Annotated in this window: 18 protein-coding genes; 9 read left to right on the forward strand and 9 right to left on the reverse strand. The window is 66.2% G+C overall.

The genetic code is table 11. The annotated features are described in order from the left end of the window. Positions 1-10: 10 nt before the first annotated feature. Genes M2335_RS15535 through M2335_RS15545 form a run of 3 tightly spaced genes read right to left on the reverse strand, consistent with a single transcriptional unit; the run spans position 11 to position 4,214 of the window. Positions 11-1,384 (reverse strand): efflux transporter outer membrane subunit, encoded by a 1,374-nt coding sequence (locus M2335_RS15535; RefSeq protein WP_264595278.1) that lies wholly within the window; start codon positions 1,382-1,384, stop codon positions 11-13. Continuing rightward, the gene (locus tag M2335_RS15540; protein WP_264595279.1) at positions 1,384-2,544 is read right to left on the reverse strand and encodes an HlyD family secretion protein; all 1,161 of its coding nucleotides are present in this window, start codon (positions 2,542-2,544) and stop codon (positions 1,384-1,386) included. Before M2335_RS15540 ends, M2335_RS15535 begins: the two co-directional genes overlap by 1 nt. After that, positions 2,541-4,214, reverse strand: coding sequence for an MFS transporter (locus M2335_RS15545; protein WP_264574263.1), 1,674 nt, complete (start codon positions 4,212-4,214; stop codon positions 2,541-2,543). The genes M2335_RS15540 and M2335_RS15545 overlap by 4 nt, the downstream gene beginning before the upstream one ends. Positions 4,215-4,581: 367 nt before the next feature. Here M2335_RS15545 and M2335_RS15550 point away from each other — a divergent pair, with 367 nt between their 5' ends. Genes M2335_RS15550 through M2335_RS15575 form a run of 6 tightly spaced genes read left to right on the forward strand, consistent with a single transcriptional unit; the run spans position 4,582 to position 12,447 of the window. Continuing rightward, positions 4,582-4,671 (forward strand): potassium-transporting ATPase subunit F, encoded by a 90-nt coding sequence (locus M2335_RS15550; RefSeq protein WP_264584082.1) that lies wholly within the window; start codon positions 4,582-4,584, stop codon positions 4,669-4,671. A 15-nt stretch (positions 4,672-4,686) separates the two neighbouring features. Beyond that, positions 4,687-6,390: a potassium-transporting ATPase subunit KdpA gene (gene kdpA, locus M2335_RS15555; protein ID WP_264595280.1), complete on the forward strand. Its 1,704-nt coding sequence runs from the start codon at positions 4,687-4,689 to the stop codon at positions 6,388-6,390. A gap of 12 nt (positions 6,391-6,402) precedes the next feature. Next, positions 6,403-8,436: a potassium-transporting ATPase subunit KdpB gene (kdpB, locus tag M2335_RS15560; RefSeq protein ID WP_264595281.1), complete on the forward strand. Its 2,034-nt coding sequence runs from the start codon at positions 6,403-6,405 to the stop codon at positions 8,434-8,436. Positions 8,437-8,447: 11 nt separating this feature from the next. Continuing rightward, complete coding sequence (gene kdpC / locus M2335_RS15565; protein WP_264595282.1) at positions 8,448-9,038, forward strand: potassium-transporting ATPase subunit KdpC; 591 nt, start codon at positions 8,448-8,450, stop codon at positions 9,036-9,038. Beyond that, complete coding sequence (locus M2335_RS15570; protein ID WP_264595283.1) at positions 9,035-11,704, forward strand: sensor histidine kinase; 2,670 nt, start codon at positions 9,035-9,037, stop codon at positions 11,702-11,704. Before kdpC ends, M2335_RS15570 begins: the two co-directional genes overlap by 4 nt. Next, on the forward strand, positions 11,701-12,447 hold the full coding sequence (locus M2335_RS15575; protein ID WP_181560708.1) for a response regulator: 747 nt from the start codon (positions 11,701-11,703) through the stop codon (positions 12,445-12,447). The genes M2335_RS15570 and M2335_RS15575 overlap by 4 nt, the downstream gene beginning before the upstream one ends. A 249-nt stretch (positions 12,448-12,696) precedes the next feature. On the opposite strand, the gene M2335_RS15580 is transcribed toward M2335_RS15575, so the two are convergent. The 4 genes from M2335_RS15580 to guaA form a co-directional block, all read right to left on the reverse strand. Continuing rightward, on the reverse strand, positions 12,697-14,391 hold the full coding sequence (locus tag M2335_RS15580; protein WP_264592396.1) for a tannase/feruloyl esterase family alpha/beta hydrolase: 1,695 nt from the start codon (positions 14,389-14,391) through the stop codon (positions 12,697-12,699). Then, the gene (locus M2335_RS15585; protein WP_181560710.1) at positions 14,384-15,985 is read right to left on the reverse strand and encodes a carboxylesterase/lipase family protein; all 1,602 of its coding nucleotides are present in this window, start codon (positions 15,983-15,985) and stop codon (positions 14,384-14,386) included. The genes M2335_RS15580 and M2335_RS15585 overlap by 8 nt, the downstream gene beginning before the upstream one ends. A gap of 59 nt (positions 15,986-16,044) precedes the next feature. Then, positions 16,045-18,894 carry a TonB-dependent receptor domain-containing protein gene (locus tag M2335_RS15590; RefSeq protein ID WP_264595284.1) on the reverse strand — a complete coding sequence of 950 codons (2,850 nt, stop codon included), beginning with the start codon at positions 18,892-18,894 and terminating at the stop codon, positions 16,045-16,047. A gap of 388 nt (positions 18,895-19,282) precedes the next feature. Further along, a complete protein-coding gene (gene guaA / locus M2335_RS15595; protein ID WP_264571370.1) occupies positions 19,283-20,863 on the reverse strand; it encodes a glutamine-hydrolyzing GMP synthase in 1,581 nt (526 codons plus the stop codon). Between the two features lie 84 nt (positions 20,864-20,947). Between guaA and M2335_RS15600 the strand changes: the two genes are divergently transcribed. Beyond that, entirely contained in the window at positions 20,948-21,478 is a 531-nt protein-coding gene (locus M2335_RS15600) for a DUF421 domain-containing protein (RefSeq protein WP_264574254.1), read from the forward strand. A gap of 11 nt (positions 21,479-21,489) precedes the next feature. After that, entirely contained in the window at positions 21,490-21,891 is a 402-nt protein-coding gene (locus tag M2335_RS15605) for a YidH family protein (RefSeq protein WP_264595285.1), read from the forward strand. A 17-nt stretch (positions 21,892-21,908) separates the two neighbouring features. On the opposite strand, the gene M2335_RS15610 is transcribed toward M2335_RS15605, so the two are convergent. Both M2335_RS15610 and M2335_RS15615 read right to left on the reverse strand, forming a co-directional pair. Beyond that, complete coding sequence (locus tag M2335_RS15610) at positions 21,909-22,484, reverse strand: hypothetical protein (protein WP_264571371.1); 576 nt, start codon at positions 22,482-22,484, stop codon at positions 21,909-21,911. 49 nt (positions 22,485-22,533) lie between these two features. Beyond that, positions 22,534-24,873, reverse strand: coding sequence for a prolyl oligopeptidase family serine peptidase (locus M2335_RS15615; RefSeq protein WP_264595286.1), 2,340 nt, complete (start codon positions 24,871-24,873; stop codon positions 22,534-22,536). Between the two features lie 135 nt (positions 24,874-25,008). Here M2335_RS15615 and M2335_RS15620 point away from each other — a divergent pair, with 135 nt between their 5' ends. Beyond that, complete coding sequence (locus M2335_RS15620; protein WP_264595287.1) at positions 25,009-25,617, forward strand: flavodoxin family protein; 609 nt, start codon at positions 25,009-25,011, stop codon at positions 25,615-25,617. Positions 25,618-25,649: the final 32 nt, after the last annotated feature.

Consider the following 25,649-nt stretch of genomic DNA (forward strand, 5'->3'; position numbering starts at 1 on the left):
CTAGCGCAGGTCAACGCGCATCGCTCTCCCAGCCGCCGCCCAGCACCTGATACAGGGTGACCAGGGCGTTGAGCTGATCGGCACGCAGTTGAACCAGCGCGAGGTCGGCGGAGAGCAGGGCGCGTTGCGCGTCGAGCTCTTCAAGATAGCTGCTGTAGCCCGCACGATAGCGGTTGGTCGCGTGGCGCAATGCGTCGGCAATGGCTGCCCTCTGCGCCTCGGCGCTGGCCCGCTGCTGGCGAAGGCTGGAGACATTGCCCAGCGCATTCTCCACCTCACCGAATGCCGTCAGGGCCGTCTTGCGATAGGCAAAGGCGGCCTGATCGCGGCGGGCGGCGGCCGTTTCCACGCCGGCGCGCAAGCGCCCGCCCTCGAACAAGGGCGCCAGCACGCTGCCGCCGACGGACCAGATCGTCACCGGGTTCGCCAGCGCGCTGCTGAAGACCGCGCCGGCCGCAGCAGACAGGCGAAGGCTCGGCAGGAACTGCTTGCGCGCGGCTGACAGGGTGGAATCCGATGCGGCCAGAGCGAACTCTGCCTGCGCGATGTCGGGCCGGCGGCGCAGCAGCTCGGACGGCAGCCCCTGATCGGGCACGGACGGCGCGACGAGGGCGTCGAGCGATCCGCCGCGCTGGATCACGCCCGGCCCATCCCCGGTCAATAGGCGCAGAGCATTCTCCTGCCGCAGGATCGCCAGATCGACCTGCGGGAGGATGATGGCTGCGGCCTGATATTCCGCCTCGGCCTGGCGCAGCTCCAGCTGGGAGGTGTAGCCGGCCTCGGCGCGGGAGCGGGCAATGCGAAGGCTTTCGGCCCGTGCCGTGATCGTCCGGCGAACCACGTCGCGACGCGCATCGAGGGCCAGCAGCGTGATGTAGCCCGATGCTGTGGCCGCACTGACCGAAAGCGCCGTCGCATCACGGGCGGCCTGACTGGCCAGCCAGGCCGATCTCGCGGCCGATGTCTGATCGTCGATCCTGCCGAATAGATCGATCTCATAAGCCACCTGCAGCGCAGGCTGGGCGCTCGTGCCCTCTGTCGCCTGGCCGAACGGGTTAAGCGATCGGCCGTGGGAGCCGGCGGCGGTCGCATCCAGCGTGGGGAAAAGCTGCGCGCGCGCCAGCCGCTCCTGCGCCCGCGCTTCGCGGACCCGGGCGGCGGCGATGGCGATGTCGACATTGTTGGCGATCGCGGTCTCGACCAGTTGCGTCAGCGCGGGATCATTGAACGCCCGCCACCAGCCGGCATTGACCGCTCCCTCTCCCGCCACGGCGTTTTGCCAGCCGGCAGGCGGCGTGACCGCAGCCGACGGGGGCAGCGGCGTCGGGGGCGCCATGCAGCCGGACAGGCACGCGACGCACAGCAAGGCGATGGCCGGCCGCATCACCGGTGCCCTGCCGTATCGACCCTGGCCTGGACGGACATGCCCGGCCTCAGCCGCGCATAGAGGGGGTCCTTGGCATCCGGCGCGATCCGCACCGTGATCCGTTGCGGCACCTTCACGAAATTGCCGGTGGCATTGTCGGATCGGATGACCTGAAACTCATTGCCGGCGGCGGGCGCCAGCCGCTCGACCCTGCCGTGGATGACAGCCCCGTCCAGTGCGTCGACCCGCAGCCGCACGGTCTGGCCCGGCGCCATATGGGCCGTCTGCGCTTCCTTGAAGTTCGCAGCCACCCAGACGAAGGGCGGCACGAGGAATGTCAGCTGCGAGCCGGCCGTGACATATTGCCCCAGCCGCACGCCCACCTCGCCCAGCCGCCCATCCTGTGGGGCGCGAATGATCGTGTTGGCGAGATCGATCTCCGCGAGGCGCAGCGCCGCTTGCGCCGCATCGACATTGGCGCGCAGGCCACCGCGCCCGACCGTCACCGTGCGGACCTGCTCGCTCGCCACCTGCTGCTGCGCCTGCGCCTGCAGCACGGCCGCTTCCGCCTGCCGCAACGCCGCCAGAGTCTGGTCCCGCTCGCGCAGGGAGACGGAGCCCTGGCTGACGAGATCATTCACCCGGCGCATATCGGCCTGCGCGCGGGCCAGTTGCGCCTTGGCGTTGGCCACGCTGGCGGCTTGCCCCGCAAGCTGAGCCTGGCTGGACGCTTCGCTCTGGCTGCTGTTGGAAAGGTTAGCGCGCTGCGTGGCGAGTTGGGCCTGCGCCTGCGCCACTCTCTGGCGATAGATCCGGTCGTCGATCCGCGCGAGGACCTGCCCTTTGCGGACCTGCTCATAATCCTGAACCTGAACCTCCACTACATAGCCGTTCACCTGTGGCGCAATGACCGTGGTCTGGCCGCGCACATAGGCATTGTCCGTCGTCTGAACATCCGACGAGAAGGGCGGCAGGCCCCAGGCGTAAAGCACGATGAGAATGCCGACGACGATGAACAGGACGGCCAGCAGCGTCACCCTTCGGCCGGCTTGCGGGGGCGCCCAGCCGCGCTTCGGCGCGCTGGCCACGGGGGTGGTGTCATTGGGCACTTCCACCGGATCTTCCAGACGGTCGGTCCGGTTCGATGGGCGCGGATGTTCGGCGGAGGTGTCACTCATGATTGGGCCCTGGTCCTCATTGCCGCCAAGGCCGCAAGCTCTTCGGCCAGGGGGGTAATGCCTTTGCGACGATAATAGATCCACCGCGCGCCGAGATACACAAAGGCGAGCGTGGCCAGCGCACCGACCAGCATGAACACATCGTTGAACGCCAGGATATTGGCTTCCCGCGCGACCTGCTGGGAGAGGAGGATGCTGCCTTCCGCCTGACGCAAGGCCGGATCGCCCAGCGTCCGCGCATAAGCGCCGCCGAGCTGCTGGATGCGCTGCGCCACCTGCGGATCGGTGCCGACGAGCGACTGGACCAGCATCTCGGAATGGAAGCGCTCACGGACAATCTGGAAGCTGCCCAGCAGGGCTGCCCCGCCGATGCCGCCCAATTGCTGCGAAATGCCGAACACGGCCGAAAAGCTGACGATATGGCTCGGCCCCTTGGCCAGTGCCTGCAGGATGCCCGCCATGAGCGTCGGCCCCATGAAGTAGATCGCAGCGAAGGAAATCATCGCCTGGGTCACATAAAGCTGCGCCGGGCGCGTGAGATTGCTGGACTGGGTGTCGAAGAACGCGGCGATGGCGATGAGCGCGCAGGAGATGATCACGGGTTTGAGCAGGTCGGTCGGCTTGAGCGTTTTGAGGCTCACCGCCAGCCCGAATATGGTCGCCAGCGTGACCACCGTGTAGAAACCGATCAGCTGGTCCTGCCCCATGCCCAGCACGGTCAGCAGGCCGCTGGCGCCGACATTCTGCTCGCCGAGCAACACGCGCATGCTGGCGGCGATGACGGCGAACCGGATAATCGCAGCACTACCCATCCAGCGCGTGTTGAGCAGCGGATTGGCCCGGTTGTGCTCCACGATCACCGCCGCGCCGATCAGCAGGATCGCGCCGGCCAGCGCATAGCCCAGCCACTGAGTCGACCACCAGACGATGCGCCCCTGCACGAGCACGGCGGAGAGCAGGGCTATGCCGGGGGCGAACAATGCGAAGGTCAGGAAATCCAGCGGCTCGAAGGCGTCGATGCGCTCGCTTGGCGGCAGGCGCAGCAGCCACACCCCGGCGAGGCAGAGCAATGTGAGGCCGAACTCGAACAAGTACAGGTTCTGCACATCACCATGGATGAGCAATGCCGGGGAGATCACGCGGGCGAGCGGGGTTGCGATCTGCGAGACGCCGACGCCCAGTACCAGCCCGCCCAGCCGCGCCTCCGCCTTCATCGATTGCATGATGTAGAACAGCGCCATCGTGGACAGGCCGCTTGCGACGATGCCGCTGCCCGCGCGCACAAAGAGTTCCAGACCATAGCTGTGCACGAAGAGTTGCAGCGTGTTGAGGACGAGAAAGCCGATCAGCACGATCCGCACAAAGCGCTGGATGCCGAATTGCTGGCGGAACTTGATGAGCAGCAGGCTCATGCAGACATTGGTCATCGTATAGGCGGCAGTCAGCCAGCCGGCCTCCACACTGGTCAGCCCGAGCGCCCCCTGGATCTGGGGCAGGTTCGCCATCAGCAGCCCGTTGATGAAGCCACCCGTGAGGCCTAGCAGCACGCCGATCAGCAAATATCCCAAGCGGCGCCGGCCTGGGTGGTAGGGCGTCGCCGGAGACCCCGGCATCATCGGCCGCTCGTGCGGCTCGAACTGATATTCCGACTCTTCAGACCGTCTGCTCAACCACGGGCCTTTCCATGCCAGCCTCTATCCTCGGACGGATATCTGAAGACTGCAATGCAAAGTGTTCAGCGCGCGGATCGTTCCAGGGATCGGCGGTCCGTCGTCCAGTCCAGCGCGCTGCGGCCCCCAGACCTGCGCGATTCATATGCAAATACTATGCGGATCGCCTTTCCTGTCTCTCGAATTCAAATGCGGCTCTGCCTTATTTGACCTGCGGCACATGATTCGGCGCCGCATCTCCTGCGGTCTCCGACGTCGTGCAGGAGAACGATCATGCAGGACATGCTCTGGTTGGGGCTCACCCTCGGCTTGCTGGCCACAACGCTCGGTTACGCGGCGCTGTGCGACAAGGCGTAGGGAGGCGGCCATGACCATCGACCATTGGCTGGCCGCTGCGACCGCGATCGGCCTGCTCTTCTATCTGGTGGCCGTGCTCGCACGCCCCGAACGCTTCTGATCGGGGAGCGACATCATGACAGTTCAGGGATGGATCTTGATCCTCGCCTTTGTCGGCATATTGCTGGCACTGGCCAAGCCCGTCGGCCTGTGGCTCTTCGCGCTCTATGAAGGGCGGCGGACGCCGCTCCATGGCCTGCTCGGACCACTGGAGCGCGGCTTCTACCGGCTGGCGGGCATTGACCCGCAGGAGGAACAAAGCTGGCGCCGCTATGCCGTGCACATGCTCCTGTTCAACACGGCGCTACTGGTCTTCACTTATGCGATCCTGCGCTTGCAGGGCCTGCTGCCCCTCAACCCGCTGGGCCATCCGGGGGTGAGCCAGCCGCTCGCCTTCAATACGGCGATCAGCTTTGCGACCAACACCAACTGGCAAAATTATGGCGGTGAGTCGACCATGTCGGCCCTCAGCCAGATGCTGGGCCTGACGATCCACAATTTCCTGTCGGCAGCGACCGGGATCGCGCTGGCCTTTGCGCTGTTCCGCGGGTTCGCGCGGCGGGAAGCCAAGGGCATCGGCAATTTCTGGGCCGATGTGACGCGGGTGACGCTCTATCTGCTGCTGCCGCTCTGCTGCGTCATCGCGCTCTTCTATATCGCGAGCGGTGTGCCGCAGACGCTGGCGGGGTCGGTCGATGTAACGACGCTGGAAGGTGCGAGCCAGACCCTCGCGCTGGGGCCGATCGCCTCGCAGGAAGCGATCAAGATGCTCGGCACCAATGGCGGCGGCTTTTTCAACGCCAACTCCGCGCATCCGTTCGAGAACCCGACGGCGCTCGTCAACTTCGTCCAGATGCTCTCGATCTTCCTGATCGGGGTGGGTCTCACCTACACCTTCGGCAAGGCTGTCGGGAACAGTCGCCAGGGCTGGGCGATCCTTGCTGCCATGATGCTGCTCTTCCTGGCCGGGACCATGATCACCTACTGGCAGGAGGCTGCGGGCAACCCCATCCTGCACAGCCTCGGCATCGCCGGCGGCAATATGGAGGGCAAGGAAGTCCGCTTCGGCATCGCCGCCTCCGCGCTCTTTTCCGTCGTCACCACTGCGGCCTCCTGCGGCGCGGTCAATGCGATGCATGACAGCTTCACCGCCCTTGGTGGCCTGATCCCGCTCTTCAACATGCAATTGGGTGAGGTCGTCGTCGGTGGCGTCGGCGCCGGCATCTACGGCTTCCTGTTGTTCGCGATCCTCGCGGTGTTCGTCGCAGGCCTGATGGTCGGGCGAACCCCGGAATATGTCGGCAAGAAGATCGAGGCCCGCGAGGTCAAGCTCGCGGTTCTCGCCATCGCCGTGCTGCCGCTCATGATCCTCGGTTTCACCGCCATCGCCTCGGTCACCGAGGCCGGGCTGGCCGGCCCGCTCAACAAGGGACCGCACGGCTTTTCCGAGATTCTCTACGCCTTCACCAGCGCGGTGGCGAACAACGGATCGGCCTTCGCCGGCCTCTCCGCCAACACGCCTTTCTATAATGGCATGCTGGGCGTCGCCATCTGGGTCGGCCGCTTTTTCGTCATCGTGCCCATGCTGGCGATTGCCGGCGGGCTGGCAGCGAAGACCTACACGCCGGAGACGGCGGGCAGTTTTCCGACCACCGGGCCGCTTTGGACCGGCCTGCTGGTGGGAATCGTGCTGATCGTCGGCGGCCTCACCTTCCTGCCCAGCCTCGCCCTTGGTCCCATCGCCGATCATCTCGCGATGATCCGTGGCCAGCTTTTCTGATCGGAGCCCCCCATGGCACGCCAAGCGTCCCCATCGCTCTTCACGGCCGATCTGATCGTCCCGGCGATCACGGACTCGGTCCGCAAACTGAACCCGCGCCAACTTATCCGTAACCCGGTGATGTTCACGACCGCCATCGTGGCGGTGCTCCTGACGGTGCTGCTCATCGTCGGTCAGGATGGCCTTTCCGCCAGCTTCAAGCTCCAGCTCGTCATCTGGCTGTGGCTGACCGTCCTGTTCGGCACCTTCGCCGAAGCGCTGGCCGAAGGTCGCGGCAAGGCGCAGGCGGCGTCCCTGCGGGCGACCAAGGCGGACCTCACCGCCCGCCGCCTGAAGAACGGCCAGGAGCCCGAGACCGTGCCGGCCAGCGCGCTGCGGGTCGGCGACACCGTGCTGGTCGGGACCGGCGATCTCATCCCCTCGGATGGCGAGGTCGTCGCGGGCGTCGCCTCGGTCAACGAGGCCGCGATCACCGGCGAGTCCGCCCCGGTCATCCGGGAGGCGGGCGGCGACCGGTCTGCGGTGACGGCTGGCACGCGAGTCATCTCGGACGAGATCCACGTGCGCGTCACCGTCAATCCCGGCCAGGGATTTCTCGATCGCATGATCGCGCTGGTGGAAGGCGCAGAACGGCAGAAGACGCCCAACGAAATCGCCCTGACGCTGCTGCTGGTGGGCCTCACCATCATCTTCCTGATCGCGGTCGGCACCATTCCCGGTTTCGCCAGCTATGCCGGCGGCGCAATCCCGGTGTCGATTCTCGCGGCCCTTCTCATCACGCTCATTCCGACGACCATCGCCGCTTTGCTCTCGGCGATCGGCATCGCCGGCATGGACCGCCTCGTGCGCTTCAATGTGCTGGCCAAGTCCGGCCGGGCTGTTGAGGCGGCCGGCGATATCGACGTGTTGCTGCTCGACAAGACCGGCACGATCACCGTCGGCGACCGGCAGGCGACGGCATTCCGGCCGGTCGGCGGGGCGACGCCGGCCCAGTTGGCGGAAGCCGCCCTGCTGGCCAGTCTGGCGGACGAGACGCCGGAAGGGCGCTCGATCGTGGCGCTCGCGCGCGAGAAATTCGGTGAGGCGGCCCAAGCCCTGCCGGCCGATGCGCAGGTGATCCCCTTCACCGCGCAAACCCGGATTTCCGGCGTGGTCACGGGCGACACCACGGTCATCAAGGGCGCTGTCGATGCGGTCCTGAATGCCATGGCAGGCCCGGACAAAAGCCCCGCGGTGGCGGAACTGCGGCGCATCACCGACGAGATCGCCCGCGCCGGCGGCACGCCGTTGGCCGTCGCGAAGGACGGCAAGCTGCTGGGGGCGATCTTCCTCAAGGATGTGGTCAAGGCGGGCATCCGCGAGCGCTTCGGCGAGCTGCGCAATATGGGCATCCGCACGGTGATGATTACCGGCGATAATCCGCTGACCGCCGCGTCGATCGCCGCCGAGGCCGGGGTCGACGATTTCCTGGCTCAGGCAACACCGGAGGACAAGCTGGCGTTGATCCGCAAGGAGCAGCAAGGCGGCCGGCTCGTCGCCATGTGTGGAGACGGCACCAACGACGCGCCCGCGCTGGCGCAGGCCGATGTCGGCGTCGCCATGAACACCGGCACGCAGGCGGCGCGCGAGGCAGGCAACATGGTCGATCTCGACAGCGACCCCACCAAGCTGATCGAGATCGTCGGGCTCGGCAAGCAGCTGCTGATGACCCGGGGGGCGCTCACCACCTTCTCCGTCGCCAATGATGTCGCCAAATATTTCGCGATCATCCCGGCCATGTTCGTGGTACTTTATCCGGGGCTTGGCGTGCTCAATGTCATGGGGCTCGCGACGCCGCAGAGCGCCATCCTGTCCGCGATCATCTTCAACGCCCTCATCATCCCGCTGCTGGTGCCCCTCGCGCTGAAGGGCGTGACCTACAAGCCGATCGGTGCCGGGCCGCTGCTGGCGCGCAATCTCGCTATCTACGGCTTGGGCGGCCTGATCGCACCCTTCGCCGGCATCAAGCTCATCGACCTGGCCGTCAACGGCCTTGGCCTCGCCTGAGGAACAGACGCATGAACAAGGACATTCTCACCGCGCTCAGACCGGCTCTGGTCATGACAGCGCTCTTCGCCCTCTTGCTGGGTCTGGCCTATCCGCTCGCGCTCACCGGCATCGGCCAGCTGATCTTTCCATCACAGGCCAATGGCAGCCTGATCGAACATTATGGCGAACCGGTCGGCTCGCGCCTGATCGGGCAGGCCTTCACGGCGGATCGCTATTTCCACAGCCGCCCCTCCGCGGCAGGCAGCGGCTATGACGGCATGGCATCTTCCGGCTCGAATCTTGGCCCGACAAGTCGGGTGCTCGTCGACCGGGTGAAGGCGGACATAGCGACGCTGGAGCAGGCCAATCCCGGCAAGCCCGTGCCCGTCGATCTGGTCACCGCATCCGGCTCGGGCCTCGATCCCCATATCACGCCGCAGGCGGCCTACTATCAGGTGGACCGGATTGCCCGTGCGCGCGGCTGGGACGCAGCCAGGGTCCGGTCCCTCGTCGACCAGAGCATCGAACAACCGCTGCTCGGTGTTCTGGGTGAGCCGCGCGTCAATGTGCTGGAAATCAATCGACGTCTGGACGGAAACGGCGCTACCACGCCGTCATGAGCGATCCAGACCGCCGCGATCCGGAAGCCTTTCTGCGTCAGGCAGCGCAGGAAGGTCGCGGCCGTCTCAAGATCTTCCTCGGGGCTGCTCCGGGCGTCGGCAAAACCTACGAGATGCTGACCGACGGTATGCAGCGGCTCACGGCCGGCATCGACGTCGTGGTCGGCATCGTCGAGACCCATGGCCGCAAGGAGACCGAGGCGCTGCTGATCGGGCATGAGGTCATCCCCCGCCGCGCCGTCGAGCATAAGGGGCACCGGCTCGGTGAGATGGACATCGACGCCATCCTCGCGCGCCGCCCCCAGCTCGTGCTGGTGGATGAGCTGGCGCACACCAATGCGCCGGGCAGCAGGCACCCCAAACGCTATCAGGATGTCGAGGAGTTGCTGGATGCGGGCATCGACGTCTATTCCACCGTCAATATCCAGCATGTCGAGAGCCTCAACGACGTCGTCGCCTCCTTCACCCGCGTCCATGTGCGCGAGACGGTGCCCGATTCCATCCTCGAAATGGCCGAGATCGAGGTGGTCGATATTCCGCCGGACGAGCTGATCGAGCGGCTGAAAGAGGGCAAGGTCTATATTCCGCAGGAAGCGAGTCGCGCGCTCAACCATTTCTTCTCGAAGTCCAACCTCGCAGCCCTGCGCGAGATGGCACTGCGCCGCGCCGCGCAGGCCGTCGATGCCCAGATGCTCGATTATGTGCGCGCCCATGCCCTGGCCGGCAGCTTCGCGGCGGGGGAACGCGTTCTGGTCGCGATCAGCGAGGTCACCAGCGCGCAGGGCCTCGTCCGCGCGGCCAAGCGGCTCGCCGATGCGCTCAAGGCGCCGTGGTCCGCCGTCCATATCGAGACGCAGCGCAGCCTCTCCTTTACCCCCAAAGAGCGGGAGCAGCTGGCCGATACCATGGCGCTCGCATCCCGCCTCGGCGCCACGACCGCGACCATCCCCGCGACGTCCGTCGTCGAGGGGCTGAAAGATTATGTGGCCGACGCCCGCGCGACCCAGATCGTGATCGGCAAATCCGCGCGGCCCTGGTGGTTCGAGCTGCGCCATGGCTCTGTCGTCGACACGCTGGTGCGCGAGATCGGGGATGTCGCCGTGCATGTCCTGCCCGGCGACGCCGCCACGCCCGGCCCGCAGGCGGTGCGCCAGCGTTTTCGCCAGGGATGGGGCAAACCGTCCCACTATCTCTGGTCGGCGGTGACGATCGCCGCGATGACGGCACTCGGCAGGCTGCTCATCGAGGCGATCGACCTTAGCAATATCGCGCTCATGTACCTCGTGCCCGTCATGTTCGCCGCCGCCAGCTATGGCCTGCGGGCGGGGCTGGTCTCGGGCCTGCTTTCGAGCCTCGCCTATAACTTCTTCTTCCTGCCGCCGACCGGCACGCTGACGGTCAATAATCCCGAGAATGTCGTCAGCATCCTTGTGCTGCTGGGTGTGGCCATCGTGACCAGCCAGTTCGCCGCGCGCGTCCGCGCCCAGGCCGACCTCGCTCAGTCCAGCGCGCGCCAGAACGCGGCTCTTGCAGGGTTTTCCCGGCAACTCACCGCCTCGGCGAGCCAGGAAGAGCTGATGCACGCCATCTGCGCGGAAGTCGGCCGCCTGCTCCAGCTGCGCACCGTGCTGCTGCTGCCATCTCCGGACGGGCCGCAATTGCGCGCGGCGGTGCCGCCGGAGGATCGGCTCGAACAGATCGAGAAGGCCGCCGCGCAATGGGCGATGGACAATGAGCAGCCGGCCGGGCGCGGATCGTCCACGCTTACCGCGTCGGACTGGCTGTTTCATCCGCTGCGGACCAAGCGCGGCGTGCTCGGCGTGCTGGGTCTGGCGCGCGAGGACGCCGGGCCGCCGCTGCGGTCCGATCAGGTTCCGCTCCTGATGAGCCTGCTCGATCAGGCCTCCATCGCCTTCGATCGCATGGCGCTGGAGCAGGAGATGCTGGATGCGCGACAGATCAAGGAGCGCGACAGGCTCCGCGCGGCGCTGCTCTCCTCGGTCAGCCACGATTTACGGACACCGCTGACGACCATCCTCTCCGCGGTCCACGAGCTGAAACGCCAGCATCCCTCCGATCTGCTCGATACCGTCGATGCCGAAGCGCAAAGGCTGAACCGCTTTGTCGCTAACCTGCTGGACATGGCGCGGGTGGAGGCCGGCGCCTTGCCGCTCAAGGTCGAGCCGACCGACCTCTTCGACGCGGTCGCGGGCGCCGTGCATGATACGCGCCAGTCCCTGCAGGGCCATGCGGTCGAGGTGGAGATCGCACCCGACATTCCGCTGGTCCGTGTCGACCCGACGCTGCTTCATCACTGCCTCATCAACCTGCTGGATAATGCAGGTCGCTATGCCCATCCCGGAACGCCCGTGATCGTGCGCGGCCAGCGCCTGCCGGATGCGATCGCCCTGTCAGTGGTCGATGAAGGGCCGGGCATTCCGGCGGGCGCAGAAGCGCGGGTGTTCGACACCTTTACGCGGCTGGAAGGCTCCGACCGGGCCAAGCATGGCACCGGCCTTGGCCTCGCCATCGTGAAGGGCTTTGCCGAGGCCATGGGCCTGACGGTGTCCGCCGCCAACAATGTCGAGCCGCGCGGCGCCGCCTTCACGATCACGATCCCGCAGGCGCTGATCATCTCCGACGTCTCCCATGAGGATCTGCTATGAACGTCCGTCACAAGGTGCTGATCGTCGATGACGAGCCGCATATCCGCAAGCTCATCCACACCGCGCTGACTCGGGCCGATTACGCCGTCGTCGAAGCGGAGAATGCGCGCGAAGCGATGGAGCGGCTGAAGGCGGAGCGACCGGATATCAGCCTCCTCGATCTGGGACTGCCCGACCGCGACGGCCTCGAACTGGTGCCGCTGTTCAAGCAGCAGTCGGACACGACGCTGATCATCGTCTCGGCCCGCGACGCGACGGACCAGAAGGTCGCCGCGCTCGATCTGGGTGCGGACGATTATCTGACCAAGCCGTTCGATACCGACGAGCTGCTGGCGCGCGTTCGGGTGGCGCTGCGCAATCGCATGGCCAAGGATGGCGGCGTGTCCCCGGTCCGGGCGGGCGACGTCGAAATCGATCTTCTCAACAGGGTCGTGCTGAAGGCGGGGAAGGAAGTGCACCTGACGCCCAAGGAATATACCGTGCTCGCCCAGCTCGCCAAATTCCCCGGCCGCGTGATCACGCATCAGCAGATCATGGCCCATGCCTGGCCGCACGAAAAGGCCCATCATGTGGAGTATCTGCGCGTGCTCGTCCGCACGCTGCGCCAGAAGCTGGAAGCCGATCCCCAGCGTCCCCGGATCATCGGCAACGAGCTTGGCATCGGCTATCGCCTGCGCTTCAATGTCGAAGGCGAGACGGAAGAGTTCGCCGCAGGAGACACGGCGGCGAGGTTCGGCGGATAAGGAGCGGGCGAACCGCTGCCGGATCAATCCAGCGCGGCGCCCCCCCGATCTGCGCCAAGGCTGCGGCACGCTTGCGCTCGCTCCCCGGGCACAGCAGCGCATTGCCAATCAGCGGCAGGCGTTCGTCGGGGTGGGAGACGCTCATGACGACCGTGACCATTGTCTCCTCGCGCAGGCCGGCAGCTTATCAGATCGCGGCGGTATCACGCGTTGTGATTCCATCCACCCTTCTGGCCCGCCGCGCGCGGGTCAACGCCCCGTCCGCGGGCGCGCCTTGGCGTGGGAGCCGGGCCAGTCGAAGCCGTCTTGCGGCTCCGTCTTGGGCGTGACGGGCTCGAAGGAGGTCGCGGCATTCACGTCGCCGCCCCGGTAGTGGGTGAGCGTGGGATAGGCATAAAGCGGCCGATGGCGCACCACGCCCGTGTCGAGGCGGGCGCTGGCCACCACGGCATCCGGCGCCTTGCCTTCTTCCACCCAGAGCACCACTGCGCCCAGGAAATCCTGATCATAGGGGATATAGCCGCCCGCGCAGTGATAACCGCCCGGCACGAGGAACATGCGGGCAAAGGCGCGGGCCGCGTCCAGCCCGCCGGCATGGTCGCGCACAGCCTGATAATAGTCCAGCATGCCAAAAGCGCCGGCGGCATTGTCCGCCACGCCCTGCCACATCAGCAGCTTGCCGCCGGCGTCGCGGAAGGCTGAGAGGTCCGGGTTGCCGGCATCGTAGAGTTCGCCCCCCTTGAGCAGCCGCTGCAGGCTTTCACGCGAGAAGGTCCAGTCGCGCCAGGTGAAGTCGGCCGGGAGTTCGCCTTGCAGCAGCAGATATTGTAGGAAGGATTGTGCCGCGAACTTGCCCGTCTGCGTCGGCGCGCCGCGGCCAACCCAGCCCAGTTCGGCGCCATAAGGCGCGCCACCGGGGAAGAGGGACTGCCCATCGGCATCGGTCGGGCCGCGATAATAAGCGCGGGCCGCCACGACCTGATCGGCATTGAGGCAGTTGGCCTGCCCCGCCGCGCCCGGACGGCAGGCGAGCTTTGCCGGATTATATCGGCAACGGCGCGGATCGTCGATCTGGCCGTCGGTGATGCCATCCAGCCCGTCGCAGGCCTTAATGACGGCGGCGTGCAGCAGTTCGACGGCCTGCGGCGTGAAAATCTCGCGCCCATCGGGATAGAGCCCCTGCTGCGCTTCCCACAGGAAGAGCTGCATCGCCGCCGGCATGGCGACCGACGAGCCGGCCACAACGCCATCGAAGTCATCCGGATAACGCTGGACCTCCATCAAGGCTTCCCGCCCGCCGCCCGAGCAGCCGACGAAATAGCTGTAAGCCGGGGGCGCGCCGTAAAATTGCGCGACGATCGCCTTGGAGGCAACGGCGACGGCGTGAGCGGCCTTGTGCGCGAACTGCTCCCGCAATTCCGGCGCGCCGACCGCCCATGTGCCATCGCCGATGCCGGCACTGTGATGGCCGCCATTGTTGAAGGCGACGGCAAAGCTGCCATCGGCGATATGGGCGTTGCTGCAGAGCGGCGTCACCTCGCGGCCGATGACTCCGCACATGCCCCCGCAGCCCCCTTGCAGGAACCGCCCCGCATAGCCGGCCAGCGGTAGGCGCAGCTCAAACTCGGTCTGCGGCGCCGTATAAGCTTTGACGAGGCAGACGCCCGGTGTCGCCGCGCTGGCCCCTTCTACCGTCGCCGAACGCACGCGATAGACGATGTCCTCCGCTTGCTGGGAGACCGGCTTGACGAGGTCGCCGCAGGGCATTTGCGGCGCGCTGGCCGGGCGAGCCGGGAGCGTGAACGGCGTGGCCTCGCTCTTCGGCGCGGCCATGGCATGTGGCGTGCCGACAAGGGCCACCAGCATGAGCAGGAGCAAAGCAAGCACTGTCTGCGTGGCAGGACGAGCGGACGTCACAGCCCGGATGGGGAAGGCCTCAGGCATAGCGGGCAATCAGCGCCTGCTCGGCACCGAGCGGATCGGCGCTGGCGGCATACTCAGTGTCGAACACCATCGTCATCCGCTGGTCCTGTCCATAAGCCGGCCAGAGCGGCAGGCAGTCGCCATTCGGATCGCCGGTCCGCGCGAAATTGGCCCAATAGCGGCTCATGCCGTCGGCCAGATGCTGGGCATTGGCCATGCGCTCACCAACGCTGCCATAGCTTTCCGTCACCATATCGAACACCATCGGCACCTCGATGCCGTGCGGGCTGCGCATCCGCCCGCCCTGCGCCGGGGACTGCCAGTTGACGAGATAGGCATAGGCCGGCTTCGTGGCGCCGGCCGCGCGGGTTTCCGCGACGATGCGGGCATTGCGGCCCATGCCGGCCTCGGTCGTGATGGCGAAGAAGATGTCGCTGGCCGTGGCCTTGGGGTGCAATTTGCGGAACCCCTCGATCAGCGGCGCCGGCGATGCCACGCGGCCCTCCAGCGCGCCCGGCAGGCTCGTCCAGTCGAGATCGAACGCGCCGGGCGGCGGAAACAGCACGGTGGTCTCCGCGCTGGTATGGCCGACCATCACCGGAATGTCGGGCGAGACCGCCGGAAGATCGGGCGCGAACGGTGTCCGCGCCACGACAGTGCCATCGGCGACCAGCCCCGGCCCGCGCACGGGATTGCCGCCAGTGATCTCCTGCAGGCCAGCCAGCAACCGCTCGATGGGGATGGCGCGTAATGCCTCCACGTCCCCGGCCCGCACGCCCACGGCCTTGCACAGAGAGGCAGTGATCCGCTCCGCCTCGTCCGGCGCGACGGTGGTGGTGCCAAAGCCGCTTTGCAGAATTGCGCGGTGGAACAGCCCCTTGGCCGCCGGCATCGCCATCAGCCCCGCAACCTTCAGGCCGCCGCCGGAGTGGCCGAAGATCGTCACATTCTGCGGATCGCCACCGAACGCGGCGATATTGTCGCGCACCCACTGCAGGGCGGCGACCATATCGAGCTGCCCCGGATTGGCGGCGACGCTGCGATCGCGGGTGAGATCGCCGAAATAGAGATAGCCGAACAGGTTGAGCCGGTGATTGACGGCCACGACGACGACATCCTGCCGCGCCGCCAGATTACGCCCGTCGGTAACCGGCGTCGCCCCGGAGCCGACCGCCAGACCGCCACCATGCAGCCATACCATCACCGGGCGCTTCTTCCCGTCCGCAAGGCCGGGAGTCCAGACATTGAGCGCGAGGCAATCCTCGCCGGATGCCTTGGGCTCACGCCATGAGGAGAAGCCCGGCCCGTCCGGCCCATCGGGCAATTGCGGGCTGCGCAGGCCATAGTCGAGCGCATCGCGCACGCCGCTCCAAGCCTGGAGCGGCTGCGGGGCAGTAAAGCGATTCCGGCCCGCCGTCGAGGCGCCATAGGGGATACCGCGGAAGACATTGACGCCATATTCGCACCGCCCGCGCACTTGCCCATGCGTGGTCGTTGCGATCGGTGCCGCTGCGGCCAGTGCGGGACGGGCAAGCAATCCGCCCAGCCCCGCCGCACAGCTTATCGAAAAAGCCCGGCGGCTGATGCCTTTGGCCGGAAAAGCATCCTCGCGCATTGCGCCCTCTCCATAAAAAGCGAAAGCCCCGGCCGAGGTCGGGGCTTTCAGGATTTTGATCAGAAGACGACCCGTGCGCCCATGCGGTAACGACGCCCGACATTGTCGTAGTAGACGGCGTTGTTGTTGCCGTTCCAGTAGGGCGGCGGCATCACGTCGAACAGGTTGTAGACGTTGGCGAACAGCTCAACCTTCTTGCTGCCTTCGCTCATCAGATCGAACGTCACACCGATGTTCGTGTAGAAGCGCGACGGCACGCGGTTGGTGTTGATGCTGTTGGGCAGGGTGATGCTGTAACCGGCATCTTCCGGGCCGATCAGCGTCGCATCATATTTACCGCTCGAGAGATAGCGGCCCTGCAGGTTCACACCCAGGCGACCCATATCGAGGCTCACCATGCCATCAAGGATCCAGGACGGGATACCGGACGCGCTGTTGTCCCCGGCGCGATCGATGCCCGGCAGGGCGCTGTTGGTGAAGTCGATCGTGTGGGTGGCGAGCAGCCGGAAATCGACCGAACGCTCACCGCCGAACGGCAGGTTGTAGCCCGCCTCGAAGTCGACGCCGCGCAGCTGCTGACGATTGAGGTTCAGGAAGAGAACCGAAATCGTGTCCACGAAGTTGTTGGCGTCGCGCTGGACCAGCGAGCAGACATCGGCAGCACCGGTCGTGTTGCAGGTGTTGAGGATGACCTGCGCCGACAGCGTAGCAATCGCGTCGTTGATGCGGATGTTATAATAGTCCGCGGAGAAGCGCAGGCCCTGCAATGCGCCCTGTGGCTGCAGGGTAAAGCCAGCGGTGAACGTGTTGGCCGTTTCCGGACGCAGCCGGACATTGCCGCCGGTAAGCACGTTCATGAACTTCTCGGCGCCCTTGACCGTGTCATAGAACACGCCGACCCCGCTGACGGGCGTCGTGAACAGCTCGGACGTGTTGGGCGCACGGAAGTCGCGCGAGTAGGTCGTCCGCAGCATCGCCCAGTTGACCGGCTTGTAGGTCGCGCCGACCTTCCACGTGGTGGCGTTGAACGTGTTGCTGCCTGCGGCGCCTTCATTCTTGTAATGAGCCTGGCGGATGGCACCGTTCAGGTCGAGCGACCCGACAGCGCTCTCGCGCAGCAGGGGCACGCCCAGCTCGACATAGCCTTCGACAACGCTGGTGTTACCGGCCGACGGCGTCTGGTTGAACACGTAGAAGCCGTTGGCGGCCGAAATCGGATCGACCCTGATGTCGAGCGTGTTGCGACGCCCTTCCACACCGACCGCGAAGGCGACCGGGCCGGCCCAGGTCTCAAACGGCGTGCCGTTGATGTTCACAGCGCCAGCAAGCTGGGTGTACTTGTTGTCCTGCCAGGTGGTGCCGAAGGCGTAGTTCTTCGCGGCCTGCGAATATTGGCCCTGACCCAGGATGTTGAGTGCGACGCACGACGGATCATTATTGTTGGGATTGCTGTCCGCATTGATCCGGCAGATCGGGCCATTGGGGCCGGCCACCGCGTCGACGGCATTGGCGTAGCGCGCATTGATGCGATTGTTGATGGTGTTCTGCTTGTAAGCCGTCTCACCATATTGCGCATGGGCATCCCATGACCAGCCGCCGCCCAGATCGCCCTGTGCGCCGCCGACGATTCGATAGGTGTCGCGGATCGACGTGCTGTCCATGCGGCCGAAGTCGACGCCGAGCTTGCCGACGCTGATCGCGGCGATGCCATTGTTCTGCATCGTGGTGCGGATGGAGGCGGGCAGGAAGGGATTGTCGACGGCAATGTTGGAAGCCGCGCGAATTTCCGGGCCCCGCGTGAAGCCATCGACATGGCCGTAGCTGCCTTCGAGGAAGGCGGTGAAGGCTGGCGAGAACTCATATTCCAGATGCGCGAAGGTGTTGTAGCGCGTCACCGGGATGGAGAGGAGCGGATCGTCGAAGAAGGCGTTGAGGCCTTCGCCCGAGCCGCCCTGCTGGAAGAGACCGCTGGCGTTCTGGCCGTAGACGAACTGCGTGGGCGAGCCATTGGGGCCGAACTGAATGCCGTCCAGCACACCGCCGCGCGCCGGCGTGGACGTGCCTGCGCCGTTGATGGTCGCGGTGATAAGGCCGCCCGGAGTCAGCGTCGCGGTGCGCATGCCGGTGATGATGTTGTGAGCGGGACGACCGCCGAGGCCCGGCACGTTGGTCAGGTCGCCGACTTCATTGCCGCAGAAATCGCGGGTGTAGCAGCCGCCGGTGCCTTCGTCCTTGTTATACTCGGCGCCGAAGATGAAGCGGCCGCGATCATCGGCGAAGCGCTTGCCCGCGCCGATCTGCCAGAAATACTGGTCGCCATCGCCGCGATCGGTCACGCCGTAGCCGGCCGTCGCCTTGAGGCCATCGAGGCGGGTGTCGAGGCGCAGGTTGATCACGCCCGAGACAGCGTCCGAACCGTAAGCCGCCGACGCGCCGCCGGTGACGATTTCCGTGCTGCGGATCAGCAGGGTCGGCATCATGTTGAGGTCGATGCTGCCGGTCGAGGTGCTGGGCGTGAAGCGGCGGCCATCGAGCAGCACCAGCGTGCGCGAGGCACCGAGACCGCGCAGATCGGAGATGCGGGCGCCGGCATTGGCCGGGAAGATGTTCTGCGTGTTCGGCGTGCTGGACGGCCGGAAGGACGGCAGCTGGGCCAGCGCCTCACCGACGGTGGGCGACGCGATCTTTGCGATCCGGTCCGCATCCATCACCGTGACCGGAGTCGGCGCGGTAAAGCCGGCGGCGCTCAGGCGCGTGCCGGTAACCACGATGCTCTCGGCGTCGGCCTCATCGGCCTGGGGCGCGTCCTGCGCCATCGCCGGCACGCTTGCCGCCACCGCGCAGATTGCTGCCGTGATCAGCAGAGAATCGCGCAATCCGCGCGTTTTGGCTGAGACTCGCTCGTTCATAACATCCCCTCTTTCGGACAATTGCGCCCGCCTCCCTGGCGAGCATGCTCGATTCAATCGATTGCAGACCATTATCTGTCAAATGTTGTTGAGATGTCAATATATGATGTAGAAACTTCAACAAATAGCGTGGGCGCTGGCGGCAGATTTTGGTGCTTTCCGTTGAAATCACGCCAATTTTCTGCGCCGCAATTTTCGGTCATCGGATATTATTTGTCGGGGTAATGGAGAGGATCGCCTTTACCCCCGGTATGGGCGGGACGGCATCAAGCTGTCACGATCACCACCGAGCCGCCGGGATCGCCAATTCGCGCGTAGATAAAAGTCAACCCGGAGGCTCGCGGCCTCCGGGAGTTAGCAAGATATCCGTGCGTAGCTTATGCCGATTTCATTCCCACTCGATCGTGCCCGGCGGCTTGCTGGTATAGTCGTACACCACCCGGTTTATGCCCTGCACCTCGTTGATGATCCGCGTCGCCACGCGGCTGAGGAAGGCGGCGTCGAACGGGTAGATGTCGGCCGTCATGCCGTCGGTGGAGGTCACGGCGCGCAGGGCGAGGACATTGTCGTAGGTCCGCCCGTCGCCCATCACGCCGACGCTGCGCACCGGCAGCAGCACCGCGAAGGCCTGCCAGATCGCGTCATAGAGCCCGGCGTTGCGGATTTCCTCGAGGTAGATGGCGTCGGCCTTGCGCAGCACGTCGCAGCGCTCCTTGGTGACCTCGCCGGGGATGCGGATTGCGAGGCCCGGCCCGGGGAAGGGATGGCGACCGACGAAGATGTCCGGCAGCCCCAGCTCGCGGCCCAGATCGCGCACCTCGTCCTTGAAGAGTTCGCGCAGCGGCTCGACCAGCTTCATGTTCATGCGCTCAGGCAGGCCGCCGACATTGTGGTGGCTCTTGATCGTCACGCTCGGCCCGCCGGTGAACGAGACGCTCTCGATCACGTCCGGGTAGAGCGTGCCCTGCGCCAGGAAATCCGCGCCGCCGATCTTGCGGGCTTCCTCCTCGAACAGGTCGATGAAGGCCTTACCGATGAACTTGCGCTTGGCCTCCGGATCGGTGACGCCGGCGAGGCCGCCGAGGAAGGTCTCGCTGGCATCCACATGGACCAGCGGGATGTTGTAATGCCCCCGGAACAGGCTGACGACCTGCTCGGCCTCCGCATGGCGCATCAGACCATGATCGACGAATACGCAGGTCAGCTGCTCGCCGATCGCCTCGTGGATCAGCACGGCGGCGACCGCCGAGTCCACACCGCCGGAGAGGCCGCAGATCACCCGGCCGGAGCCGACCTGCTCGCGGATTTCCTTGATCTTGGTCGCACGGAACTCCGCCATCGTCCAGTCGCCGGCACAGCCGCAGACATGGCGCACGAAGTTGGCGATCAGCTTGCCGCCGTCCGGCGTGTGGACCACCTCGGGGTGGAACTGCGTGCCGTAATAGCGCTTCTCGTCATTGGCGATGAGCGCGAAGGGCGCGCCGTCCGATGTCGCCACGATGCGGAAGCCCGGCGCGAACTTTGTCACCTTATCGCCATGGCTCATCCACACCTGATGGCGCTCGCCGGTTTCCCACAGCCCGTCGAACAGCACGCACGGCTCGGTGACGGTAAGGAAGGCGCGGCCGAACTCGCCGCCCTCCCCCGTCTCATGGCCGGGCCGCACTTCACCACCGAGCTGATGGCTCATCACCTGCTGGCCATAGCAGATGCCGAGGATCGGCAGGCCGCTCTCGAACAGCTCCTGCGGCGCGCGCGGGCTGCCCTCGTCGCACACGCTGGCGGGCGACCCGGAGAGAATGATGCCGCGCGGCTTCATCCGCTGGAAGGCGGCCAGCGCCTGCGTAAACGGGGCGATCTCGGAATAGACCCCGGCTTCGCGCACGCGACGCGCAATGAGCTGCGTCACCTGGCTGCCGAAGTCGACGATGAGGATGGAATCGGGGTGAGCTGAGGAATGTGCTGACATGGGCAGCGGATAATCCGCGCCATGGAACCTGTCCAGCCTTGGCGGCAACATAGATGGGCAAGAGAGATCAGGCGCGCGGGAGACTTGTGGCCTCGGGCTCGTTACCTCTTCATGCTGTTCGACGATCTCTTCGGCCTCGTGCGCGTGGCGGTCATCTCCGTGCTCGCTTATGCGCTGCTCGTCTTCGTGTTGCGAATGGCGGGGAAGCGCGCCCTTTCCAAGCTTAACGCGTTCGATCTGGTGGTGACGGTCGCACTGGGTTCCACGCTCGCAACCGTGTTGCTCACGCAGGATGTCGCCCTGGCGGAAGGGGTGCTGGCCTTTGCGATGCTGGCCGGTCTGCAATGGCTGGTGTCGCGCCTGTCTGTCGCCTCATCCACCTTCAGCGGGCTGGTGCGCAGCCAGCCGCGCCTGCTGCTGCGCGATGGTGCATATCTTGAGCGCGCCATGGCAGCCGAGCGCGTCACTCGGGCGGAGATCGACGCGGCCATCCGCAGCGCCGGCTTCGGACGGCGGGCGCAGGTCGCCGGGGTCGTGCTGGAGACCGACGGGAGCATGAGTGTCATCGGCCGTTCGGACGGGCCGGATGATCTGCTTGTCGGGCTCTCCGAATAGCGGGCTTGGACATGGATGAAGACCCTCGCGAACGCTCCCAAGACACGCTGTCGGACGACAATGCCCGGACGGAAGATCGACTGGACTTCGCCGAAGATCGCACCGTCCTTGCCCATGAGCGCAGCTTCGCCAGCTGGGTGCGAACAGGGCTCGCCGCCATCGGCATCGGCCTTGGCTTCCGCGCGCTCTTTCACACGCTTGAACCGGCCTGGGTCCCCAAGACGATCGCCAGCAGCTTCATGCTGGTCGCCATCGTCATCTTCATTCTGGCGACCCGGCGGGCCATGGCGATCCGCGAGCGGCTGGAGCCGCACCGCGCGGCCGCGCTCCAACCGGTCCGCCTGCGTCTGCTCGCCGGCGCGCTGGTGATCACGACCGGCGGCTTGATGCTGGCCATCTGGCTGCTGATCTGAGACCGGTCCGGTCAGGGTCAGCCGAAGGTGACGCCGTCCACCCGGCCATCGTCCCAGATGCAGCGGAAACTGCGCAGGCGGCCTTCGCCGGCCCTGAAGTTCGACCGCATGCTCAGCGTGCCGGTCACATCCCAGCCGGAACCGAAGGGCCGCGCGCCCGTGATGTCCCGCACCTCGGCATAATTGCCATCGCGCGAGGCCTGATCGCGCGCCGCGATGGCGCAAGCGTCGACCGCCGCGTCTTCATCGTCCAGCGCCTGGCCCGCGGGGCGCCCATCATAGCCGTCGTCATAGCGGTCATTGCGATAGTCGCCGGCGCGGTCATCATAGCGCGGATCATAACCGCGATCGCCCGGGCGGCGCGTAGGATAGCGCTCCGCATCGCGCTGCCTGGCAGCCGCCGTCGCGATTGCCGCGATCAGCCCGACACCGATGATCGCGCCGATGACGGCGCCGCTATTGTCATGACCGCGATGATGGCGCGGATACCGATCCCAGCGGCCATCATAGCCGCGCGCAGAGGCGGGCGTCGCAGAGCCCATGACCATCGCCCCGGCCGCAGCGGCCAAGGCAAGTTTGGAGTGAACGTTCATCGGCGGATCGCTTCCTGGCAACACCGGCAACAGCATCCCGGCCAGAGCGTTATCGCACCGGGCCGATGAGCGCGGGCTGAATAGCGACCGGGCCCGCATTGGCGTCATCTGTCGGCGCGCTGGAGCGGCCAGACCGCGGCCGTAGCGTCAGGCCGGTCCAATAGGCCGCAAAGCTGTACATATCCGCATATTCGTCGACGATTTTGTCGGTCGGGCGATTGATGCCGTGGCCTGTGCCGGTATCCACGCGAATCAGCCTTGGCCTTCCGCCGAGCGGCGCCGCCTGCAGGGCTGCGGCATATTTGAAGCTGTGGCCGGGCACCACGCGGTCGTCGCTGTCCGCCGTGGTCACAAGAATGGCGGGATAGTCCGCCTCACTGCGGATATTGTGATAGGGCGAGTAAGCAAGCAGCGCGCGGAAATCCGCCTCCCGGTCGGGCCGGCCATAATCGTCCACCCAGAAGGCGCCGGCCGTGAACTGGTCGAACCGCAGCATGTCCATCACGCCGACACCGGGCAGGGCGGCGGCGAACAGGTCGGGGCGCTGGTTGACCACGGCCCCCACCAAAAGGCCGCCATTGGAGCGCCCCTCAACGGCCAGCTGGTTCGCCCCGGTATATCCCTGGGCTTTGAGATATTCGGCCGCTGCGATGAAATCATCGAAGGTCGTCTGCTTGTTGGCGCCCCGCCCGGCGTCGTACCAAGCCTTGCCGAACTCCCCGCCGCCTCGCACGCCGGCAATGGCGAGCACGCCGCCCTGCTCGACCCAGGCAAAGCGGGTGGGCGAGAAGCTGGGCGTTTGCGCGACGTTGAAGCCACCATAGCCATAGAGCAGGGTCGGCGCAGGCGTGCCCGCGCGGGCAAGGTCGCGCCGGCGCACGATGAACATCGGCACCGCTATGCCATCGCGCGCGGGATAGAAGACCTGCTCCGTCACATAATCCGCCGGATCGAAGCCGAGTGCGGAGCGCGCGAAGATGCTGGTTTCGCCGGTCTCGACATTGAAGCGGTAGATCGTCGGCGGCTGGGTGAAGCTGGAGAAGGCGTAGAAGGTTTCCGGATCACCGGGCCGGCCGCTGAAGCCTGCGGCTGCGCCCAGCCCGGGCAGCGGCACATCGCCCTCACGCTTGCCGGCGAGATCCGTGATTTCGGCGACGATCCGCCCATCGACGATATAAGCCAGCACAAGGCGGCTGCCGATCATCGAGCCACCGGCCAGCGTCTGCGCCCGCTCCGCGACGACCTCGACCGGGCGACGGCGCGGATGGCCGGCATCGATGGTCACGATCCGTCCGTTGGGCGCCTTTGCATCCGTGCGGAAATAGAGCCGATCGCCAAGCTGGCCGATCATCTGCCACGCATTGCGCAGTCCCCGCACCAGCGTCACGGGCCGGGCGTCCGGCACGGTCAGCGGGATCAGCACCAGTTCGGCGGTCTGCTCGGTGCCCATTTTCGAGCTGATCAGCAGCCAGCGACCGTCCGCCGTCACCTCGGCGCGGTGAAGCAGCCGGGGCCGATCCGGCGTGGCATAGACCAGCCGGTCCTGCGCCTGCGCGGTGCCCAACGCGTGGAACCAGACCTGCTGGTTCTCGAACGAGGGATCACGCCCGCCCTCGGTCGGCGCGGCAAAGCGCGCATAATAAAAGCCGCTGCCCTCATGATTCCAGGCCAGCGCCGAATAGCGGACCCAGGCCACCTGGTCAGGCATCAGCGCGCCGCTCTCGACATCCAGCACCCGCACGGTCCGCCAGTCGCTGCCCCGCTCCTGAAGCGCCAGCAGCAGCGCTCGCCCGTCCCGCGAAGGCAGCCACTCGGCGAGCGCCACCGAGCCATCGGTGGAGAGCCTGTTGGGATCGATCAGCAGACGCTCCGCCCCATCGACGCCCTCGCGCACATAGATGGGCGAGAAATTCTCGCCCTTGCTGTGCGTGTAGAAATAGCGCTCGCCGGCCTTGCGCGGATTTCCGAAGCGCTCATAGCCATGCAGCGTCGCCATGCGGGCACGCAACGCCTCCCGGCCCGGCAAGGATTTGAGGTAGCGGAAGGTCGTCTCATTCTCCGCCGCAATCCACGCCTGCACATCGGGATCGTGGCGCGGGTCGCCCTCCAGCCAGCGATAGGGATCGGCGACGGGCACCCCAAAATGCGTCTCGGTCAGGTCGAGGCGGCGGGCTTGCGGGTAGCGAAGCGCTGGCAGGCGGGGCGCCGGCCCGATCCGCAGCGCACCCGGCTTAGCGGCAGAATCCACGGCCCGACCCGCGGCTGCGTCCGTCGTGATGACGACGGCGGCGTCCTCGGCCGCAGCAGCGCCCGGCTGCGCCTGCACGGGCAGCGCCAGGAAGGCCAGCAGCAGGGCGGCAACAGGCAGGCGAAAGGGAACGGCCAACATCCTCAATGCCCTTGGGAAAACGGGCTTGCGGCGCGCGATAGCCCTGCGGCAGCCCGTGTGCAATGGCGCAGGACAGCGGTGAACTCTCTGCGGGCTGGGGTGTTGTGTGCAGGGGGACGGACACGGAGCACCAGCATGACCCAGAAGGCCCTCGCCCTCAACTGCACCCTGAAAGCCGACAGCAGCGAACCCTCATCGACGGACGCGATGATCGCGGTTCTGGCCGACGCCTTCGCCGAACATGATGTGACACTGAGCGAAACCGTGCGCGTTGCCGCGCTCAACATCCTGCCCGGCGTCACCTCCGATGAAGGCAAGGGCGATGACTGGCCAGCCTTGCGCAAGAAAATCCTGGCACACGACATCCTCATCTTCGGCGGGCCAATCTGGATGGGTCAGATCTCCAGCATTGCCAAGCGCGTGCTGGAGCGGATGGACGCTTTTCTGAGCGAAACGGACGATGCGGGCCGGATGCCGAGCTATGGCAAAGTCGCCGTCGCCGCCATTGTCGGCAATGAGGATGGAGCCCATTTCTCCAGCGCGCAGCTCTTCCAGGCGATGAACGATGTCGGCTGGACGATCCCCGCCGTCGCCGCCTGCTATTGGGTGGGCGAGGCGATGGGGAGCAAGGATTTCAAGGACCTCAAGTCGACACCCAAACCGGTGAGCAAGACCGCCGGCATGGTGGCATCCAATGCCGCGCACCTCGCGGGTCTCCTCAAGGACAGCCCCTACCCCGGCTGACCACGACCCCGGCTGACAGGCCGGACGCCAGC

This window comes from Sphingobium sp. B12D2B (assembly GCF_025961775.1).
Classification (GTDB): Bacteria; Pseudomonadota; Alphaproteobacteria; order Sphingomonadales; family Sphingomonadaceae; genus Sphingobium.

What these genes read in the sequence shown, in the direction of transcription:
- M2335_RS15535 (WP_264595278.1), bottom strand. Translation starts at nt 1,384, where the DNA reads ATGCGGCCGGCCATCGCCTTGCTGTGCGTCGCGTGCCTGTCCGGCTGC.
- M2335_RS15540 (WP_264595279.1), bottom strand. Translation starts at nt 2,544, where the DNA reads ATGAGTGACACCTCCGCCGAACATCCGCGCCCATCGAACCGGACCGAC.
- M2335_RS15550 (WP_264584082.1), top strand. Translation starts at nt 4,582, where the DNA reads ATGACCATCGACCATTGGCTGGCCGCTGCGACCGCGATCGGCCTGCTC.
- kdpA (WP_264595280.1), top strand. Translation starts at nt 4,687, where the DNA reads ATGACAGTTCAGGGATGGATCTTGATCCTCGCCTTTGTCGGCATATTG.
- kdpB (WP_264595281.1), top strand. Translation starts at nt 6,403, where the DNA reads ATGGCACGCCAAGCGTCCCCATCGCTCTTCACGGCCGATCTGATCGTC.
- kdpC (WP_264595282.1), top strand. Translation starts at nt 8,448, where the DNA reads ATGAACAAGGACATTCTCACCGCGCTCAGACCGGCTCTGGTCATGACA.
- M2335_RS15570 (WP_264595283.1), top strand. Translation starts at nt 9,035, where the DNA reads ATGAGCGATCCAGACCGCCGCGATCCGGAAGCCTTTCTGCGTCAGGCA.
- M2335_RS15575 (WP_181560708.1), top strand. Translation starts at nt 11,701, where the DNA reads ATGAACGTCCGTCACAAGGTGCTGATCGTCGATGACGAGCCGCATATC.
- M2335_RS15580 (WP_264592396.1), bottom strand. Translation starts at nt 14,391, where the DNA reads ATGCCTGAGGCCTTCCCCATCCGGGCTGTGACGTCCGCTCGTCCTGCC.
- M2335_RS15585 (WP_181560710.1), bottom strand. Translation starts at nt 15,985, where the DNA reads ATGCGCGAGGATGCTTTTCCGGCCAAAGGCATCAGCCGCCGGGCTTTT.
- M2335_RS15590 (WP_264595284.1), bottom strand. Translation starts at nt 18,894, where the DNA reads ATGAACGAGCGAGTCTCAGCCAAAACGCGCGGATTGCGCGATTCTCTG.
- guaA (WP_264571370.1), bottom strand. Translation starts at nt 20,863, where the DNA reads ATGTCAGCACATTCCTCAGCTCACCCCGATTCCATCCTCATCGTCGAC.
- M2335_RS15605 (WP_264595285.1), top strand. Translation starts at nt 21,490, where the DNA reads ATGGATGAAGACCCTCGCGAACGCTCCCAAGACACGCTGTCGGACGAC.
- M2335_RS15610 (WP_264571371.1), bottom strand. Translation starts at nt 22,484, where the DNA reads ATGAACGTTCACTCCAAACTTGCCTTGGCCGCTGCGGCCGGGGCGATG.
- M2335_RS15615 (WP_264595286.1), bottom strand. Translation starts at nt 24,873, where the DNA reads ATGTTGGCCGTTCCCTTTCGCCTGCCTGTTGCCGCCCTGCTGCTGGCC.
- M2335_RS15620 (WP_264595287.1), top strand. Translation starts at nt 25,009, where the DNA reads ATGACCCAGAAGGCCCTCGCCCTCAACTGCACCCTGAAAGCCGACAGC.